This is a genomic window from Tritonibacter mobilis F1926, assembly GCF_000376545.2.
In the GTDB taxonomy this organism is placed as follows: domain Bacteria; phylum Pseudomonadota; class Alphaproteobacteria; order Rhodobacterales; family Rhodobacteraceae; genus Epibacterium; species Epibacterium mobile.
Genome location: NZ_CP015230.1, coordinates 1,845,824 through 1,861,435, shown reverse-complemented (window position 1 = coordinate 1,861,435; position 15,612 = coordinate 1,845,824). Strand labels below are relative to the sequence as shown.

Genomic DNA, 15,612 nt, shown 5'->3' with positions numbered 1-15,612 from the left:
ATGGATTTCAAGGATATCAGGATAACGGTCATTGGCGCCGGAATTGGGGGCCTCGCGGTTGCCTATCTGCTGCAACGGTTTGGGGCGCAGGTGACGGTGCTGGAGCAGGCCGAGGAAATATCCGAGGTTGGCGCAGGTCTGCAGGTCACGCCCAACGGAGTTGCGGTGTTGCAGGCGATGGGCCTTGCCGATGATCTTGCGTGGTGCTCGCAACGCGCCCGCGCCGTGGTGTTGCGCCATCACCGTGAGGGGCGCGAGGTGCTGCGTCTCGATCTGGATCAATACGCCCACGACTTGCGCTATTATTTTGTGCATCGCGCCGATCTGATCAATCTGCTGGCGGATGCGGTGCGCCGCTCCGGCGCGCAGGTGCGTTTGCTGCAAAAGGTAAATTCAGTGGTGCCAGGCGCGCGCCCGACGGTGCAACTGGCCAATGGGGCCAAATGCTGCGCTGATCTGGTCATCGGCGCGGACGGGCTGCACTCCCGGGTGCGGCCGACGCTCAATTCATCAGCCGCGCCAAAGTTCACCGGCCAAGTGGCTTGGCGGGCCACGGTGCCAAACCGGTTTGATCTGCCGGCAGAAGCGCAGGTTTTTATGGGGCCGGGGCGGCATCTGGTGGCCTATCCGTTGAAAGACGGCTCTTTGGTCAATCTTGTGGCGGCTCAGGAGCGGCGGCAATGGGCGGAAGAAAGCTGGAGCCACGGGGATGACCCCGAAAATCTGCAGCAAGCGTTTGCGATGTTCGGCGGCCTTGCGGCGGAGCTACTAGCGGATGTGCGTGATGTGAAGCTTTGGGGTCTGTTTCGCCATCCGGTGGCGCAGGTGTGGGGGCGTGACGGTGTGGCGCTCTTGGGGGATGCGGCACATCCAACGCTGCCCTTTATGGCGCAAGGGGCCAATATGGCGCTGGAAGATGCCTATGCGCTGGCGGATTGCCTGTCCGCGGCGGATGATTTGGAGGCGGGATTGGAAGCCTATCAGACCCGTCGTCACGCGCGCGCTGCCAAAGTGGTGGAGGCAGCCAATGGCAACGCGTGGAAATATCACCTGCGCGCGCCCCTGAGTTGGCCTGCTCATCAGATCTTGCGTGTGGCAGGGGCGCTTGCCCCGCAAAAAATGGTGAGCCAGTTTGACTGGATCTATCGCCATGACGAAACGGCGCGCTAGTCACTCCTGAATTTGATGAGGGGTTTCGCTTTGGGCTTTGTCCAAAGCGACCAGCACCGCGCAGGCGCGCCCTTCGGGCGCGCCTGCGCGGTGCTCGGCCCAACGGGAGCGGGCGCATTTTAATGCTGTCCGCGACGGGCGGGAGGGCGCCCGCTGTGCGCGATTATTGTGTCAGAGATCCAGATCTACCCAGATCGGAACGTGATCAGAAGGTTTCTCGCGGCCGCGAATGTCTTTGTCGATCTGGCAGTCGCGCAGCAGGTCCGCCGCCTGTGGTGTCAGCAGGAAATGGTCGATGCGGATGCCATCATCACGATTCCACGCCCCTGCCTGATAGTCCCAAAAGGTATAATGGCCGGGTCCACGGGTACGGGCGCGAAAGGCTTCGGTGAAGCCAAGGTTTACGATACGCTGAAAGGCGGCGCGGCTTTCAGGGCGGTGCAGGGCGTCCTCGCGCCAGGCTTCGGGGCGTTTGGCATCCTCTGACTGCGGGATGATATTATAGTCACCCGCCATCAGCGCGGGCATCTCTTCTGCCATCAACTCTGCGGCGCGCGCCTTCAGGCGCTCCATCCAGCCTAGTTTATATGCATATTTACCGCCGGCAACCGGCGTGCCGTCGTCGTTCAGTTCGACCGGGTTGCCATTGGGCAGATAGAGGCCGCAGATGCGGATCGCTTGTTTGCCCACCACCGTGGCCTCGATCCAGCGCGCCTGTTCGTCACTGTCATCGCCGGGGAGGCCGCGTCTCACATCCTCCAGCGGCAGTTTCGACAGGATCGCTACCCCGTTGAAGCTCTTCTGGCCGTGGGTCTCCACGTTATAGCCGCGCTCTTCAAACATTTCGCGGGGGAAGGCTTCGTCAACGGATTTGATTTCTTGCAGCACCGCGACGTCGGGCTGGGCTTCGTCAAGCCAGTCGGCCAAGGCGTTCACACGGGCCTTGATGCCGTTGATGTTGAAACTGGCGATCTTCATGGCGGCCTCCGTTCTGCGCGTCTTCCTGTCTATCGCCGAAATCCGTCAGTGCCGCAAGCAACAGCACCCTGAGGGGCCACCGCAGGTCACAGAGAATCACCCGCGCCGGGGGAAGCCGCAAGTTTTCCTGTGCAACCAAGGGTATACATCATTTGGTTTTGCAACATTGAGCGTGTGAATAAATCTGTGTAATTTCTGTGAATAACTGAAATAGCTTTGATGAATCAATTGGATGTTAATAAAAATTAAGGAAGAGTGAATGCGTTTAAATCTGAGGGATGTTGAAATTCTCTTGTTTTATTTTTTTGAGGTGGCAGGTTTTTAGATGTTGATTGCTCGGAAAGAAGGAGAAGTTCCGTGGTTGCACTGAAGAAATCCGTCGTAGAAGTTACCGTTGAAACGGGCGCATTTGCTGGTGAAAATGTCGGGCTCGTAAGCTCCACATGTCTCGATGGCAAACATGAAGGCGGTCACGTATCGCTTTATAGTTCCACATGTATTTCTGCTTCCGCAACGGATGCATTGGCAGGCGACGCGACCCAGATGGTGTCTTCGACCTGCATTGAAAGCTAAGCGCTCGCTTGGCTTTATTTGAATATGTCTCGTGATCCGGATTCCCCGGGTCACCGAGGCAATCTCTTTACATCCTGAGAGGTATTCATGGGGCAGGTACTTTCTTTCTCCAATGCGCGTCTGAATAAAGCCAGAACCGGTGTGTATGGGTTATTGGAATCTTTTGGATCATTCCGAAGAGATCCGTTGGATGTATTGTGGTTAAAAGAAAATGCAGAGCTTCTCAATGTTTTAGAAACCACAGATTGTAATATATCTGAAGGTGGTCTGGAGCCACTGCTTCCTTTTTATGAAGGCAGCCTCCGGCATCTGAATTTTTTCCGTCAGTATTACCGGTTTATTCTGTCGATCTGCCTTGATCTCGAGGATCTGGGCGTTCCAGGACAACGGGGCGAAGTTATGGCTGAATGGATTGCCAGTCAGAATGTGGGCGCGCATGAGCTGTCGGATCTGCAACGGGGCGAGGCGCGCAGGTTGCTGGCACGGCGCGGCGTTGAATTGCGCGATGTAGAGGGGCTTGATGACCGTCTGCGCGCCTTTATGCGGCGCACCTCAGGCTTTGCGGTGCCAAATCGCAAGGCGGCTTATGAGCTCACGCATGTGGTGTTTTACCTCACAGAATATGGTCGCAAGCCCCTGCAACTGGAAGAACCAGAGCGTCAAAGCTTATTATTTGCCGGTTTGATTGCGTTTTTGGATCAGGATTCCGATCTTTTGGCCGAAATTTGTATTGCTCTTACGTTTTGCGATGAGCGGCCGCCGCAAGATTGGTGCCATTGGCTGGAGCAACAAACACAGCGATTTACCCTGCAATCCGTTCCGGGGCGGGTCGGTCACGATGACTACCATCCCTACCTTATGTGCAACTGGTTTCAACTTCTGGTTGGACGCACGGGTTTTTCTGATGCAGACTGTAAAGGTACGGTTGTGATTGAAGGGCCGGGGCGTCCCGGTGCGTTGCGAGGCATGTCGATGGCACTCTATACCCTGTTGGATCAAGCGCCCGGATCTTGGGCGCGGGTGCGCGAGCCGCTGCTGCAATCGCTCAGTTCCGAAGAAGGGGACGTGCTGCGTCGCGCCGAAGAAAGCACTCAAGTGTTCGAACCTTTCTTTGAGACATTCTCTCGGTTCGGCCAAGTGGGCAGCGCATGAATGCCATCACCGCAGGGGTGTTGGCTGTATTGCTCTACACCGGGCTGATTGCTGCTGCGGATGGGATCGTAAAGATGATGGCCGGGGGATTTGCCCCGGCACAATTGTTCGCGGTCTCCGGTCTGCTGGTTGCCGGGTTTTGCGCGATTGTCAGCCGGGTGCAGGGGCACCCCGACGGATTGCGGACCACCTGCACGCGGGCCATGATGCTGCGTTCGGCTGCGACCGTTCTGTCCTGTACGTCGTTTTTTCTCGCGTTTCGCTATCTGGCCCTGGCGGAGGTCTTTGTCTTTATCGCGCTGATGCCGCTGATGGCGGCGCTGATGTCCGGGGTGATCCTGAAGGAACGCATCCGTCCTGTCGTTTGGCTGGCGCTCAGCCTGGGTGTCGTGGGTATTCTGGTGATGCGCCCGACGGTGCAGGTGGGCGGTGTCATTGGTTCGGCTCTGGCGGTGAGTGGCGTGGGCTTTGGGACGCTGTCGATCATCATGGCGCGCTATATCAGCCGCTATGACAGCAATGTCTTGGCGCAGGTGTTTTACCCCAATCTGACGCTGGGCATCGTGATGATGTGCTTTCTGCCCTTTGTCTGGCGCCCGATGGAAGGTGCGGATGTCGGATGGGTCGGAGCCTATGCTGTATTGTTGTTTGGCGCGCGCTGGCTGCTGGTTCTGGCGCTGAGGCAATTGCCAGCCTACACGGTGACGCCGTTGCTTAATCTGCAATTTGTCTGGATGGCCCTGATCGGCTTGTTGTTCTTCGGCGAAGTGCCTTTTGTCTCGACCTATCTCGGGATGGCAGTGGTTGCGGCATCCGGGGTGTTTTTGGTCTGGGATCAGGCGCAGGGCACGCGCAGGGTGCCGGTGGCCACCGCAGTCGTCACGCCCAACGCCAGCAGACGCCGCGGGCGCCCTGAGGCGCGCGGCATCACCGAAGGGCGCAGTGTCCGGCGCGGTGGCGCGTGGCGTGCGGGGCGCTGAGCCCGCAGCACGCCAGCGATAACCCTCAGACTACATGGAAAAGGACGTACCGCAGCCGCAGCTGGAGGTGGCGTTGGGATTCTCAATCGTAAAGCGCGCACCGATCAGTTCCTCGGTGAAGTCGATCACCGCGTTTTCCAGAAAGGGCAGGGAGATCTCGTCGACGACGACTTTCTGACCCTTGCCTTCGAGCACGAGATCATCCGCCTTGGGCGTGTCGAGCGCGATTTCATATTGAAAGCCCGAGCAGCCGCCGCCTTCGACCGCGATGCGCAGGGCCTGGCCCTGATCCGCTGCGCCGATCTCGGCGAGCCGGTCAAAGGCGCGATCCGTCACTTTTGGGGGCAGTTGCATGCTGGTTTTCTCCGATGGCGTGTTGCAGCGTCAGGTCAAATATAGAAAGGTGCGCGCGAGGCGACAAGATTTGCCGGGGAAAAGAAACACATGTACGCGCCCTATGCCACCATGCCCGACCGTTCGCGCGGGCGATCCGTTTCCGAGGAGGAGAGCAGTTTTCGCTCGCCGTTCCAACGGGATCGGGACCGGATTATCCATGCCAGCGCCTTTCGGCGGCTAAAGCACAAAACACAGGTCTTTGTCGAGCATGAGGGCGACAATTACCGCACCCGTCTGACCCATTCGATCGAGGTGGCGCAGGTGGGGCGTACCATTGCGGGGGCGCTGGGGCTTAATCAGGAGCTCACCGAGGCCGTGGCGCTGGCGCATGATCTGGGCCATACGCCCTTCGGCCACACGGGCGAGGATGCGCTGCATGAGATGATGGCGCCTTATGGCGGCTTTGACCACAATGCGCAGGCGATCCGCATCGTGACCGCGCTGGAAAAACACTACGCCGAATTTGATGGGTTGAACCTCACATGGGAGACGCTGGAGGCGATTGCCAAGCACAACGGCCCCGTGGTCGGCGATCTGCCCTGGGCGCTGGCGGCCTGTAATAACGGTATTGATCTGGAGTTGCACACCCATGCCAGCGCCGAAGCACAGGTAGCGGCATTGGCGGATGACATCGCCTATAACCACCACGATTTGCATGACGGTCTGCGCGCGGGCCTGTTCAACGATGACGATGTGTGCAGCCTGTCGATCATTGCGCCGGCTTATGCGGAGGTGGATGCAAAATATCCGGGCCTTGATAAGAGCCGCCGCCGCCATGAGGCGCTGCGCCGGTTCTTTGGGGTGATGGTGAGCGACGTGATTGACACATCAAGGGCCAAGATCGCCGCCTCCGGCGCGCAATCGGTCGAAGAGATCCGGGCGCTGGATCATGCGGTGGTCACGTTCTCGGACGAGGTCTGGGCCCAGTTGAAGGAATTGCGGGCGTTCATGTTCACGCGGATGTACCGCGCGCCCTCGGTGATGGTGGTGCGCGAACGTGTGGCCGTAGTGGTGAAGGCGCTGTTTGCCTATTACCTCAAGAACACCATGGCGATGCCGGAGCGTTGGCACGCAGAAATCCGTAAAGCTTCGAGCGAGACGGACCGGGCGCGGATTGTCTCGGATTATATCGCCGGGATGACGGATCGCTTTGCACTGCAGCTTTTTGATGAGCTGGCGCTTGGGGCGTGATCTTCTGACGTCTCTTGAGGCCATGGGGGATGCGAGGCTCTGCCTCGCGCTCCGGGATATTTGGGGTTAGAAGAGATGGGGTGGCTGAGGGCAGGCCGTGCTAGGCGGTTGACCCTGAGCGCGCCCCTCGGTATCCGCAGAAGCTGATACCTATGGGACGCCAGATATGAACCTCTTTACCGATATCCGTACGCTTGTGATCGACAGCCTTGCGGCCATGACGGCCGAGGGGGCCCTGCCGGAGGGGCTCGATTTTGCCAATGTTGCCGTGGAGCCGCCCCGAGATGCGGCGCATGGGGATATGGCCACCAACGCGGCGATGGTTCTGGCGAAACCTGCAAAGATGAAGCCGCGCGATATTGCCGAGGCACTGGCTGCAAAGCTCGGTCAGGATGCGCGCATCACCTCTGCAGAGGTGGCGGGGCCGGGGTTTTTGAACCTGCGTCTGGATCTCTCGGTCTGGCAATCTGTGTTGGGCAAGGCGCTCCATGAGGGGGAGGCCTACGGCCGCTCTGACATGGGGCAGGGCAAACGGGTGAACGTGGAATATGTGTCCGCCAACCCGACAGGGCCGCTGCATGTGGGCCATACGCGGGGTGCGGTCTTTGGCGACGCCTTGGCGAGCCTTTTGGATTACGCAGGCTATGACGTCACCCGCGAATATTACATCAACGATGGCGGCGCGCAGGTTGATGTGCTCGCCCGCTCCGCCTATCTGCGCTACCTCGAGGCCCATGGCCAGAGTGTGGAATTCCCCGATGGCACCTATCCGGGGGAATACCTGAAAGACGTCGGCGCGGCGCTGAAAGAGAAGTTCGGCGATACCTTTGTTGGCCAGCCCGAGGATGTCTGGCTGGAAGAGGTACGCGCGTTTGCCACCGAGATGATGATGGATCTGATCCGCGAGGATCTGGGCCTCTTGGGCGTGAAGATGGATGTCTTCTACTCGGAGAAATCGCTTTATGGCACGGGGCGGATCGAAGCCGCGCTGGAGAGCCTTGATGCCAAGGGCCTGATCTATGAAGGCGTGCTGGAGCCGCCGAAAGGCAAAAAGCCTGACGACTGGGAGCCGCGCGTCCAGACCCTGTTCAAATCCACCGAGCATGGCGATGATGTTGATCGCCCGGTGAAGAAATCCGACGGCGCCTGGACCTATTTTGCGCCCGACATCGCCTATCACTATGACAAGGTCAGCCGTGGCTTTGACATGCTGATCGACATTTTTGGGGCCGATCATGGCGGCTATGTGAAACGGATGAAGGCGGCGGTGTCGGCGCTCTCTGATGGTCAGGTGCCGCTTGATATTAAACTCTGCCAGTTGGTGAAGCTGTTTAAGGACGGTCAGGAGTTCAAGATGTCCAAGCGGGCAGGGACCTTTGTGACCCTGCGCGATGTGGTTGATGCGGTGGGGGCGGATGTGACCCGCTTTATGTTGCTGACACGTAAGAACGATCAGGGCTTTGACTTTGATCTCGATAAGGCGCTGGAGCAGTCCAAGGACAATCCGGTCTTTTACGTGCAATACGCCAATGCGCGGATCCACTCGACCCTGCGCAAAGCGCGCGAGGCGGGGATCGCCTGTGATGACACAACCCTGAACGCGGCGGATCTGAGCCAGCTTACTCATGAAGCGCAACTGTCGGTTGCGCGGAAAGTCGCCGAGTGGCCGCGTCAGGTCGAGATCGCGGCGCGCACCAATGAGCCGCACCGGATTGCGTTTTTCCTCTATGATCTGGCGTCAGATTTGCACGGGCTATACCACCTTGGCAAATCTGAAGAAAGTTTACGATTTGTTAATGAGAGCAGCGAATCGGCAACACATGCCAATTTGGCGCTGGCGCGGGCTGTTTCCATTGTCATTTCCGCCGGGCTTGGTATTCTTGGCGTCAAACCGGCGCAGGAGATGTGACACCAAAGTCACCCGAACCGCCGGATCGAGGCAGATCAAGAGACCCAACGCGCAGATATCCCGCCCTTATTTCGGTGGTGGGGTGTCTGCGATAATAGGGCAGTGAGGCGGATATGGCATATTTTGCACAGGTGGGCGCGGGCGCTCCCTCTTCAAATGGCGATGGTGACAGCGGAGGCTCCGTTTTCGATCCGTTCTCCTCTCATCAGTATTCGCGCGCACCCGATCCGGTGCAGAGCTATCCGGCGGAGCCCGAGGCCGAGCCAGTGGCGCAGACATCCTATCCGAGCTTTGGCATCAGCCAGTCGCCGACCGTGAATGTCGGCACCTTCTCTGGTGTCGGGGGGGCGACAGGAGGATCAAGCGCGCAAGGCGGGTATCCCGAAGCTGGTTATGACTATGTGGGCGACTATGGCGATGGCTATGGTGGCGACGAGGCCGAGCTTTTTGCGCCACCGCCCGGTCGCAGCGAATTGGGTCGTATGGCGGCATATTTGGGCGCTGCGGCGTCGGTTGCGCTGGTGGTGAGCATCTCCATGTGGGGCTACAAGCTGATCATGCGGGATGTCTCCGGTGTGCCCGTGGTGAGCGCGCTTTCTGGACCGATGCGGATTGCACCAGAGAACCCGGGCGGTGAATTGGCCGACAATCAAGGGCTTGCGGTGAATTCGGTCGCCGCCAATGGTATCGCCGAAGATCCGGCGGACCGTCTGCAATTGGCACCCGAGGCGATTGCGCTGACCGAAGACGACCAGCCGATCCCAACCCTGACACAGGCGGCTGAGGAAGAAGCTGCGCTGGAAGCAGAATATGCCGCGCAGGATTCTGGCCTGAGTGCCACGGTTGAAGACCCAGAAGAGGTGGCAGAGGTGTCGCCGCTGGAGCAGCGCAACAATGATATCGACGCACTTGTGGCGTCGCTCACCGAAGATGCGATCCCGCTTGAGGATCTGCGCGAAACATCTGCCTCGATCACGCAGCCCGCACCTTTGGACACCACGGATGTTGCGGCGATCACCACTGTTCCGGCAGCGGTGCGCAATGCGCCGGGTGTGCGTGAAACCCCGCGTCCGCTGGTGCGCCCAGCCCGGTTCTCGCCTGCGCCTGCGTCCGGGACGGCAGCCGTGCAGCCTGCGCGTGGTACCGTTGATATTGATCCCAAGAGCCTTGAAGTGGGCACGCGGTTGGCTCAGCTTGGTGCCTATGAGAGCGCCGAAGTGGCGCGCAGCGAATGGACCCGGATCAGCGCCAAATTTGGTGAGTTCTTTGATGACAAGGCGCGAGTGGTGCAGCGCGCCGAAAGCGGTGGCCGTGTTTTCTACCGTCTGCGCGCCCATGGGTTTGAAGATCTGTCGGATGCACGTCGCTTCTGCTCGGCCCTTGTGGCGGGCAATGCGGATTGTATCCCTGTGACGATGCGCTGATCCGATGCGGTTTGGTGCGACGATTTTGGACGCAGAAGGCCTGCGTCTTACGGCTGATGAAAAGGCGCTGTTTCGAGAAGCAGCGCCTTTTGGCTTTATCCTCTTTGCCCGCAATATCGAGAGCGCCGATCAGGTGCGCGCGCTGTGTGATGATTTTCGCGCGGCGGCGGGGCATGACTGTCTGATTACCATTGATCAGGAAGGGGGCCGGGTGCAGCGGCTGCGCGCGCCGCTTGCGCGCGAGTGGCGTCCAGCGCTGGATCATGTGGAGGCAGCCTCTGACCCGATGCGGGCGATGTTTCTGCGGGCGCGGCTGATTGCGGCGGAACTGCACGACCTTGGCATCGACAGCAACTGCGCGCCGCTGGCGGATGTCGCGGGTGCGGGGACGCATCCGTTCCTGCGCAATCGCTGTTACGGGACGGACGTCGCCAATGTGGCCGCCATTGCCCGCGCCTGTGCCGAGGGACATCTGGACGGCGGCGTGGTGCCGGTGATGAAACATATCCCCGGACATGGGCGCTCCACCATGGACAGCCACCATGATCTGCCACATGTGACGGGCCCGGCTGAGGTGCTGCGGGCCGAGGATTTTGCCGCCTTTGCGCAACTCAGGGATCTGCCGATGGCGATGACGGCACATCTGGTTTACGACGCGTTTGATCCGCGCCCGGCGACGCTCTCGCCAGTGATGATGCAGGTGATCCGGCAGGAACTGGGCTATGATGGTCTGGTGATGACGGATGACATCTCGATGAAGGCCTTGTGGGCACCTGAGCTTCAGCAACCAGGACAGCGCCCGAGCCTGGGTGGGGGCGAAGCGCCCTCCCATGGGGAAGGTCGGGCGCTGTCCGGCCTGCGGCCAGACGATCCAGACATGGCGGCCGGGGCAATTGCGAGGGCATCCCTCGATGCAGGCTGCGATGTTGCGCTGTTTTGCAACTCCTCGCTGGCGGCCCGTGCTGCCGTTGTGGCGGCTGCCGACCTGATGACTGACGCCGCACAACGGCGGGCCGAGGCGGCTCTTGCCTGCCGCCAAACCCCTGCTGCGCTTGACACCGAGGCGGTGGAAGCGGAACTATCTGCCCTCATGGGCGGACAGGTATATGGCTGACGAAGACTCGCTATTTCCAGAGGACACACTAACGGTCGAGGAGCGGCTCGAAGCCGAGGCGCTGATCGTGGATGTGCAAGGCTTTGAAGGGCCGCTTGATCTGCTGCTGACGCTGTCGCGCACGCAGAAGGTCGATCTGCGTCAGATCTCTGTCTATGAGCTGGCGCGCCAGTACCTGACCTTTGTGGAAAAGGCCAAGGAGCTGCGCATCGAGCTGGCGGCCGACTATCTGGTAATGGCGGCCTGGCTGACGTTCCTGAAATCTCGCTTGCTGCTGCCCCCGGACCCCGAAGAGGAAGGCCCCTCCGGCGAGGAACTGGCCGCACATCTGGCGTTCCAGCTGGAGCGTTTGCAGGCCATGCGCGATGCGGCGGCCCGCCTGATGGCGCGGGACCGGCTGGGGCGTGATTTCTTTGCGCGGGGACAGATTGAGGATGTGCAGCGCATCAAGACGGTGACCTATACGGCGAACCTTCTCGACCTGATGCAGGGCTATGCCCGCATCCGCACCAAGGATGAATTTCGCCCCTTTGTGATGGACCGCGACAGCGTGTTCACCATGGAAGAAGCATTGGAACGCATGCGCGGTCTGCTTGGCTTTACCGGCAGTTGGACCGATATGCTGAGCTACCTGCCGGATGGCTGGCACAGTGATCCGGTCAAGCGCCGCTCGGCCACTGCCGCGACATTCGCCGCCTCGCTGCAACTGGTAAAGGAGGGCAAGCTGGAAATCCGCCAGAGCGAGAGTTTTGCCCCGATCCAGCTGCGCAACCGGCCAGAGGAGAGTTGATTGGACGACCAGACCCAGACTGACGCGCAGCAGCCGCCGCGCCGTGACAGCGACAGCCTGTTTGACGCGCCCCCCATGGCGGAACAGGAACGCATGGTGGAGGCGGTGCTTTTTGCCAGTGCGGAGCCTGTAACGGTGCGCGATCTGATGTCGCGCATGCCGCATGGCTGCAACCCCGGCGAGGCGCTGGAGCATCTGCGCAAGCGCTATGAGGGGCGTGGCGTGCGCGTGGTGCAGGTGGGCGATACATGGGCGATGCGCACGGCCCCGGATCTTGGCTATCTGATGCAAAAGGAAACGGTGGAGAGCCGCAAGCTGTCACGCGCCGCCATCGAGACGTTGGCGATCATTGCCTATCACCAGCCGGTGACACGGGCCGAAATAGAAGAGATCCGCGGCGTATCGGTGTCGCGCGGCACCATCGACCAGCTTTTGGAGATGGAGTGGATCCGGCTGGGGCGGCGCAAAATGACACCGGGGCGGCCGGTGACCTTTGTGGTGACGCCGACCTTCCTCGATCACTTTGGTCTGGAGAGCGCGCGTGATCTGCCGGGGCTGAAGGAACTGCGCGCCGCCGGGCTCTTGGAAAACCGCCCACCACCGGGCGCATTCCCCATCGGTCAGGGCGACAGCGAGGACGAACGCCGTGACGCAGAACAACCAGAGCTGTTTGACGAAGACTGACGCATGTGCGCGATGCCAAGAAATCGCCGCACTCCGCCCCTATATGGAAGAGTGCAGTTGATATCACAGCAACCCCAGCGAGGTTTTTATGGGATTTGACCGGATCGCCAATATGGTCCTGCGCCGCCTGATCGGGCGGGCGGTGAACGCGGGCGTAAACGCCGGGATCAACGCTGTTGCCAAACGCGGCGGCGGCAAAAAATCAAGCCGTGGCGATCACCCGCCGCAGCGCGCCGAACGCACTCCAGAAGAACAGGCCGAGCGTGAGCGCATCCGTGAAGTCAGGCAGGCGCGTCGGGCACGTCGGGCGCAGCGGGATCAGTCCTGAAGGGGAGTGTGCGGCGCAGGCTGAGCGCCTCAATTGCGGCAATGGTGGTGAGCGCGGCTGATATCAGCACACAGCCAAGGATGCCGAGGGCCTGAAATCCGATCCCGCCGACAAACGGGGCTGCAAAGACGCTGAGATATGTGGTTGTGGAGTAAAGCCCCATGATGGCACCGCGCTGGCGCACGTCCAGTACTGTCAGACGCGCCACCAGCAGGTTCAGCCCGAAGTGCTGAAAGATCCCCCACAGAACAGCCAGCGCGAGAAACAGCGGATAGCTGGCACCAAAGACGCCCATCGCCACGTAAACAAGGCTGAGCGCGAGGAAAACCGGCGTTGTGGCCCGCGCCATGCCGATCCGATCCAAAAGCGGGTCGAGCAGCACCGCGCCGCCAAAGCCAAGCCCATAGATCAGCGGCAACAGCCCCGCCTGACCGGTGCTGAGACCAAGGGTGACCGTGGCATGGGCGCCGGTGTAGGAATAGGTCACATAGAAGCTGAGCATCAGCCCGACAGAGGCCAGAATGCCGCGTCCCATCCCCGGAACCCTGAGCGCGCTCAGAGGTGAGCTTGCCGATCCGCCCGGCTCATCCAGACGTGCCAGCGGGGCACTGAGCCCCCAGACCAGCGCACAGAGCGCGGCCAGCGCGCCGTAGACCATGCGCCACCCCACCAGTTCGGCGCTCCACGCGGCAAGGTTGACGCCAAGCACCAGCGACAGTGTCCAGCCGGTGAGAACCGCGCCCACCACACGGGCCTCGCGACCCTTGGGCGCGATCACGGCGGCCATGGTGTAGATCGACGGCAGTGCGGCCCCCCCGGCGATCCCACAGAGCACCTGTGCTGCGATCAGGGCGACCAGCGTGGGGGCCAGTGCGCTCGCGATAAAGCCGAGCGTCAGGGCGGCGAGGGCCATCCGCAACAGCCGGCCTGCACCGATGCGGTCGCCTATGGGCGCAAGCAACAGCGCCGCCGCCGCCACCCCAAGCCCATAGCCGCTGGAGGCCCAGAGCACCTGCGCCGGGCTGGCCGCAAGATCCGCCCCCACCGTTTGCACTAATGGTGACAGCAGCAGCGCATTGGTGCCCACGATGGCAATGGCGCACATCAGTGTGGCGATAGAGATCCAGAGCGGCGGGGCAGAAGGTGACATGAGAGGTCTCGATTGATGTTGAATTTCATTCGGCAGCTTGGCCTAATTGGTGAAACTCATTCTGTGAAGATGTTAAAGACCGAGAGATGGAAAAAACAGAGACCATTCGGAGCAGCTCCCGTTCCAGCCGGGGTATTGATGCCCTGGACCGAAAAATATTAGGCGCATTGAGCCGCGACGCAACCCAATCCTATGCCGCCATCAGCGAGCAGGTCGGCCTCTCGGCTCCGGCGGTGCATGAACGGGTGAAACGGTTGCGGGCTTCGGGCGCGATCAAGGCCACCGTAGCACAGATCGACGGCGCGCAGGTGGGCAAACCCATCCTCGCCTTTATTCATGTCGATACCATCGGCTGGGGCAAGACCCGCGAGATTATCGCGCTGGAGCAATTTCCCGAAGTGGAGGAAATCCACTCCACCACCGGGGATACCTGCCTGATTATGAAAGTCCGCGTGGCAAGCCCGCATGCGCTGGAGGGGCTGTTGTCCAAGATCTACGACATTGAGGGTGTGCGCGGCACCAGCACCTATCTGACATTGTCGACGGTGCTGGAACGCGCGGCGCAGGCCGATGTTACGGCAGATCTGGAACGCGTCAGCTACCCGCGTTGATCTGGCGGTTAGTCCGGCGCGCGGAAATGTTTCGACAGTTTTAGCCCCTGACCCTGATAATTCGAGGCAATGCCCGCGCCATAGAGCTGCTGCGGCAGCTCGGCCATGCGCTCATAGACCAGACGGCCCACCACTTGCCCGTGTTCGAGCACAAACGGGGCCTCGTGGCAGCGCACCTCTAGCACCCCACGAGAGCCAGCGCCGCCCGCTTCGGCATGGCCAAAGCCGGGATCAAAAAAGCCCGCGTAATGCACCCGGAACTCGCCCACCATCGCAAGATAAGGCGCCATCTCAGCGGCGTATTCGGGCGGAATATGCACCGCCTCGCGGCTGACGAGGATATAAAACGCCCCCGGATCAAGGATGATCCGGCCCTTGTCGCTGCGCACTTCCTCCCAATAGTCGCGGGGATCGTAGGCGGCGATCCGGTCGAGGTCGATCACGCCCGTGTGCGGTTTGGCGCGGTAGCCCACCAGATCGGTGCCGGGTAGGCGCAGATCGACGGAAAAGCCCAGCCCATCCTCGATCACGGCCTCGCCATCCACTAGCGGGGTTTCGGCGTGCAGCTTGGCCAGAGTGGCGTCGTCAAGCACCGCCTGACCGTTGCGAAAGCGGATCTGATTGAGGCGCATGCCGGGACGCGCCAAAACGGAAAACGACCGCGGGCAGATCTCGGCATAAAGAGGGCCGGAATAGCCTGCGCGGATGCGGTCGAATTCTTCGCCGCCATCGGTGATGGTGCGGGTGAGAAGGTCGAGCCGCCCGGTGGAGCTTTTGGCATTGGCCACGGCGGTGACGTCTGAGGGCAGGTCCAGCGATTCCATCAAGGGCACCACATAAACGCAGCCCTTTTCCAGCACCGCGCCATCGCTGAGGTCAATGCGGTGCATTTCAAACTCTTCAAGCCGCTCGGCCACAGTGCGACCCTGACCCGCGAGGAACGACGCGCGCACCCGGTAAGCAACGGTGCCCAATCGCAGATCGAGGCTGGCGGGCTGGATTTGGCCCTCACTCAAGGGGGCGGCGAGTTTGATCTCCGCGCGCGCGAGCATGGTTTCGATCGTCTGGCTGGGCAAAACACCGGTCATATGCCGTTCCCCTGATGGCGTCCCTGTCCCGAGGGAGGCTGACGCATATTCTGTCGTGCCACAATATCTTTGAT

General features: G+C 60.8%; 16 protein-coding genes. 12 read left to right on the top strand and 4 right to left on the bottom strand.

Features of this window, described 5'->3' with window-relative positions; translation table 11 throughout:
- Positions 1-1,170: an FAD-dependent monooxygenase gene (locus tag K529_RS08920; protein ID WP_046002332.1), complete on the top strand. Its 1,170-nt coding sequence runs from the start codon at positions 1-3 to the stop codon at positions 1,168-1,170.
- 171 nt (positions 1,171-1,341) lie between these two features.
- Here K529_RS08920 and xth read toward each other — a convergent pair whose 3' ends face one another.
- On the bottom strand, positions 1,342-2,148 hold the full coding sequence (gene xth / locus K529_RS08915) for an exodeoxyribonuclease III (RefSeq protein WP_005629196.1): 807 nt from the start codon (positions 2,146-2,148) through the stop codon (positions 1,342-1,344).
- A gap of 357 nt (positions 2,149-2,505) precedes the next feature.
- Here xth and K529_RS08910 point away from each other — a divergent pair, with 357 nt between their 5' ends.
- The 3 genes from K529_RS08910 (at position 2,506) to K529_RS08900 (ending at position 4,853) form a co-directional block, all read left to right on the top strand.
- The gene (locus K529_RS08910; RefSeq protein WP_005629194.1) at positions 2,506-2,721 is read left to right on the top strand and encodes a DUF6749 family protein; all 216 of its coding nucleotides are present in this window, start codon (positions 2,506-2,508) and stop codon (positions 2,719-2,721) included.
- Between the two features lie 87 nt (positions 2,722-2,808).
- Positions 2,809-3,873 (top strand): DUF6902 family protein, encoded by a 1,065-nt coding sequence (locus K529_RS08905; protein WP_005629192.1) that lies wholly within the window; start codon positions 2,809-2,811, stop codon positions 3,871-3,873.
- Positions 3,870-4,853, top strand: a complete 984-nt coding sequence (locus K529_RS08900) for a DMT family transporter (RefSeq protein ID WP_046002331.1) — start codon at positions 3,870-3,872, stop codon at positions 4,851-4,853. Before K529_RS08905 ends, K529_RS08900 begins: the two co-directional genes overlap by 4 nt.
- A 30-nt stretch (positions 4,854-4,883) precedes the next feature.
- On the opposite strand, the gene K529_RS08895 is transcribed toward K529_RS08900, so the two are convergent.
- Positions 4,884-5,207, bottom strand: coding sequence for a HesB/IscA family protein (locus tag K529_RS08895; protein WP_009178672.1), 324 nt, complete (start codon positions 5,205-5,207; stop codon positions 4,884-4,886).
- Between the two features lie 90 nt (positions 5,208-5,297).
- Here K529_RS08895 and K529_RS08890 point away from each other — a divergent pair, with 90 nt between their 5' ends.
- The 7 genes from K529_RS08890 (at position 5,298) to K529_RS08860 (ending at position 12,689) form a co-directional block, all read left to right on the top strand.
- The gene (locus tag K529_RS08890) at positions 5,298-6,440 is read left to right on the top strand and encodes a deoxyguanosinetriphosphate triphosphohydrolase (protein WP_005609684.1); all 1,143 of its coding nucleotides are present in this window, start codon (positions 5,298-5,300) and stop codon (positions 6,438-6,440) included.
- 166 nt (positions 6,441-6,606) lie between these two features.
- Positions 6,607-8,349, top strand: a complete 1,743-nt coding sequence (gene argS / locus K529_RS08885) for an arginine--tRNA ligase (RefSeq protein WP_005609686.1) — start codon at positions 6,607-6,609, stop codon at positions 8,347-8,349.
- A gap of 113 nt (positions 8,350-8,462) precedes the next feature.
- Positions 8,463-9,773 carry an SPOR domain-containing protein gene (locus K529_RS08880; protein WP_046002330.1) on the top strand — a complete coding sequence of 437 codons (1,311 nt, stop codon included), beginning with the start codon at positions 8,463-8,465 and terminating at the stop codon, positions 9,771-9,773.
- A 4-nt stretch (positions 9,774-9,777) separates the two neighbouring features.
- Positions 9,778-10,887 (top strand): glycoside hydrolase family 3 N-terminal domain-containing protein, encoded by a 1,110-nt coding sequence (locus K529_RS08875; protein WP_046002329.1) that lies wholly within the window; start codon positions 9,778-9,780, stop codon positions 10,885-10,887.
- Positions 10,880-11,677, top strand: coding sequence for a segregation and condensation protein A (locus K529_RS08870; protein WP_046002328.1), 798 nt, complete (start codon positions 10,880-10,882; stop codon positions 11,675-11,677). The genes K529_RS08875 and K529_RS08870 overlap by 8 nt, the downstream gene beginning before the upstream one ends.
- A gap of 75 nt (positions 11,678-11,752) precedes the next feature.
- Positions 11,753-12,361, top strand: coding sequence for an SMC-Scp complex subunit ScpB (scpB, locus tag K529_RS08865; RefSeq protein WP_227431662.1), 609 nt, complete (start codon positions 11,753-11,755; stop codon positions 12,359-12,361).
- Positions 12,362-12,449: 88 nt separating this feature from the next.
- The gene (locus tag K529_RS08860) at positions 12,450-12,689 is read left to right on the top strand and encodes a hypothetical protein (protein WP_009178719.1); all 240 of its coding nucleotides are present in this window, start codon (positions 12,450-12,452) and stop codon (positions 12,687-12,689) included.
- On the opposite strand, the gene K529_RS08855 is transcribed toward K529_RS08860, so the two are convergent.
- The gene (locus K529_RS08855; protein WP_046002326.1) at positions 12,643-13,839 is read right to left on the bottom strand and encodes an MFS transporter; all 1,197 of its coding nucleotides are present in this window, start codon (positions 13,837-13,839) and stop codon (positions 12,643-12,645) included. The two genes, K529_RS08860 and K529_RS08855, sit on opposite strands and share 47 nt — an antisense overlap.
- Before the next feature lie 86 nt (positions 13,840-13,925).
- Between K529_RS08855 and K529_RS08850 the strand changes: the two genes are divergently transcribed.
- The gene (locus tag K529_RS08850) at positions 13,926-14,450 is read left to right on the top strand and encodes an Lrp/AsnC family transcriptional regulator (protein WP_005652231.1); all 525 of its coding nucleotides are present in this window, start codon (positions 13,926-13,928) and stop codon (positions 14,448-14,450) included.
- An 8-nt stretch (positions 14,451-14,458) separates the two neighbouring features.
- On the opposite strand, the gene K529_RS08845 is transcribed toward K529_RS08850, so the two are convergent.
- Positions 14,459-15,538 carry a 2'-deoxycytidine 5'-triphosphate deaminase gene (locus tag K529_RS08845; protein ID WP_005652228.1) on the bottom strand — a complete coding sequence of 360 codons (1,080 nt, stop codon included), beginning with the start codon at positions 15,536-15,538 and terminating at the stop codon, positions 14,459-14,461.
- Positions 15,539-15,612: the final 74 nt, after the last annotated feature.

What these genes read in the sequence shown, in the direction of transcription:
- K529_RS08855 (WP_046002326.1), bottom strand. Translation starts at nt 13,839, where the DNA reads ATGTCACCTTCTGCCCCGCCGCTCTGGATCTCTATCGCCACACTGATG.
- K529_RS08890 (WP_005609684.1), top strand. Translation starts at nt 5,298, where the DNA reads ATGTACGCGCCCTATGCCACCATGCCCGACCGTTCGCGCGGGCGATCC.
- K529_RS08895 (WP_009178672.1), bottom strand. Translation starts at nt 5,207, where the DNA reads ATGCAACTGCCCCCAAAAGTGACGGATCGCGCCTTTGACCGGCTCGCC.
- argS (WP_005609686.1), top strand. Translation starts at nt 6,607, where the DNA reads ATGAACCTCTTTACCGATATCCGTACGCTTGTGATCGACAGCCTTGCG.
- K529_RS08920 (WP_046002332.1), top strand. Translation starts at nt 1, where the DNA reads ATGGATTTCAAGGATATCAGGATAACGGTCATTGGCGCCGGAATTGGG.
- K529_RS08860 (WP_009178719.1), top strand. Translation starts at nt 12,450, where the DNA reads ATGGGATTTGACCGGATCGCCAATATGGTCCTGCGCCGCCTGATCGGG.
- K529_RS08905 (WP_005629192.1), top strand. Translation starts at nt 2,809, where the DNA reads ATGGGGCAGGTACTTTCTTTCTCCAATGCGCGTCTGAATAAAGCCAGA.
- K529_RS08875 (WP_046002329.1), top strand. Translation starts at nt 9,778, where the DNA reads ATGCGGTTTGGTGCGACGATTTTGGACGCAGAAGGCCTGCGTCTTACG.
- K529_RS08870 (WP_046002328.1), top strand. Translation starts at nt 10,880, where the DNA reads ATGGCTGACGAAGACTCGCTATTTCCAGAGGACACACTAACGGTCGAG.
- K529_RS08900 (WP_046002331.1), top strand. Translation starts at nt 3,870, where the DNA reads ATGAATGCCATCACCGCAGGGGTGTTGGCTGTATTGCTCTACACCGGG.
- scpB (WP_227431662.1), top strand. Translation starts at nt 11,753, where the DNA reads ATGGCGGAACAGGAACGCATGGTGGAGGCGGTGCTTTTTGCCAGTGCG.
- xth (WP_005629196.1), bottom strand. Translation starts at nt 2,148, where the DNA reads ATGAAGATCGCCAGTTTCAACATCAACGGCATCAAGGCCCGTGTGAAC.
- K529_RS08850 (WP_005652231.1), top strand. Translation starts at nt 13,926, where the DNA reads ATGGAAAAAACAGAGACCATTCGGAGCAGCTCCCGTTCCAGCCGGGGT.
- K529_RS08845 (WP_005652228.1), bottom strand. Translation starts at nt 15,538, where the DNA reads ATGACCGGTGTTTTGCCCAGCCAGACGATCGAAACCATGCTCGCGCGC.
- K529_RS08880 (WP_046002330.1), top strand. Translation starts at nt 8,463, where the DNA reads ATGGCATATTTTGCACAGGTGGGCGCGGGCGCTCCCTCTTCAAATGGC.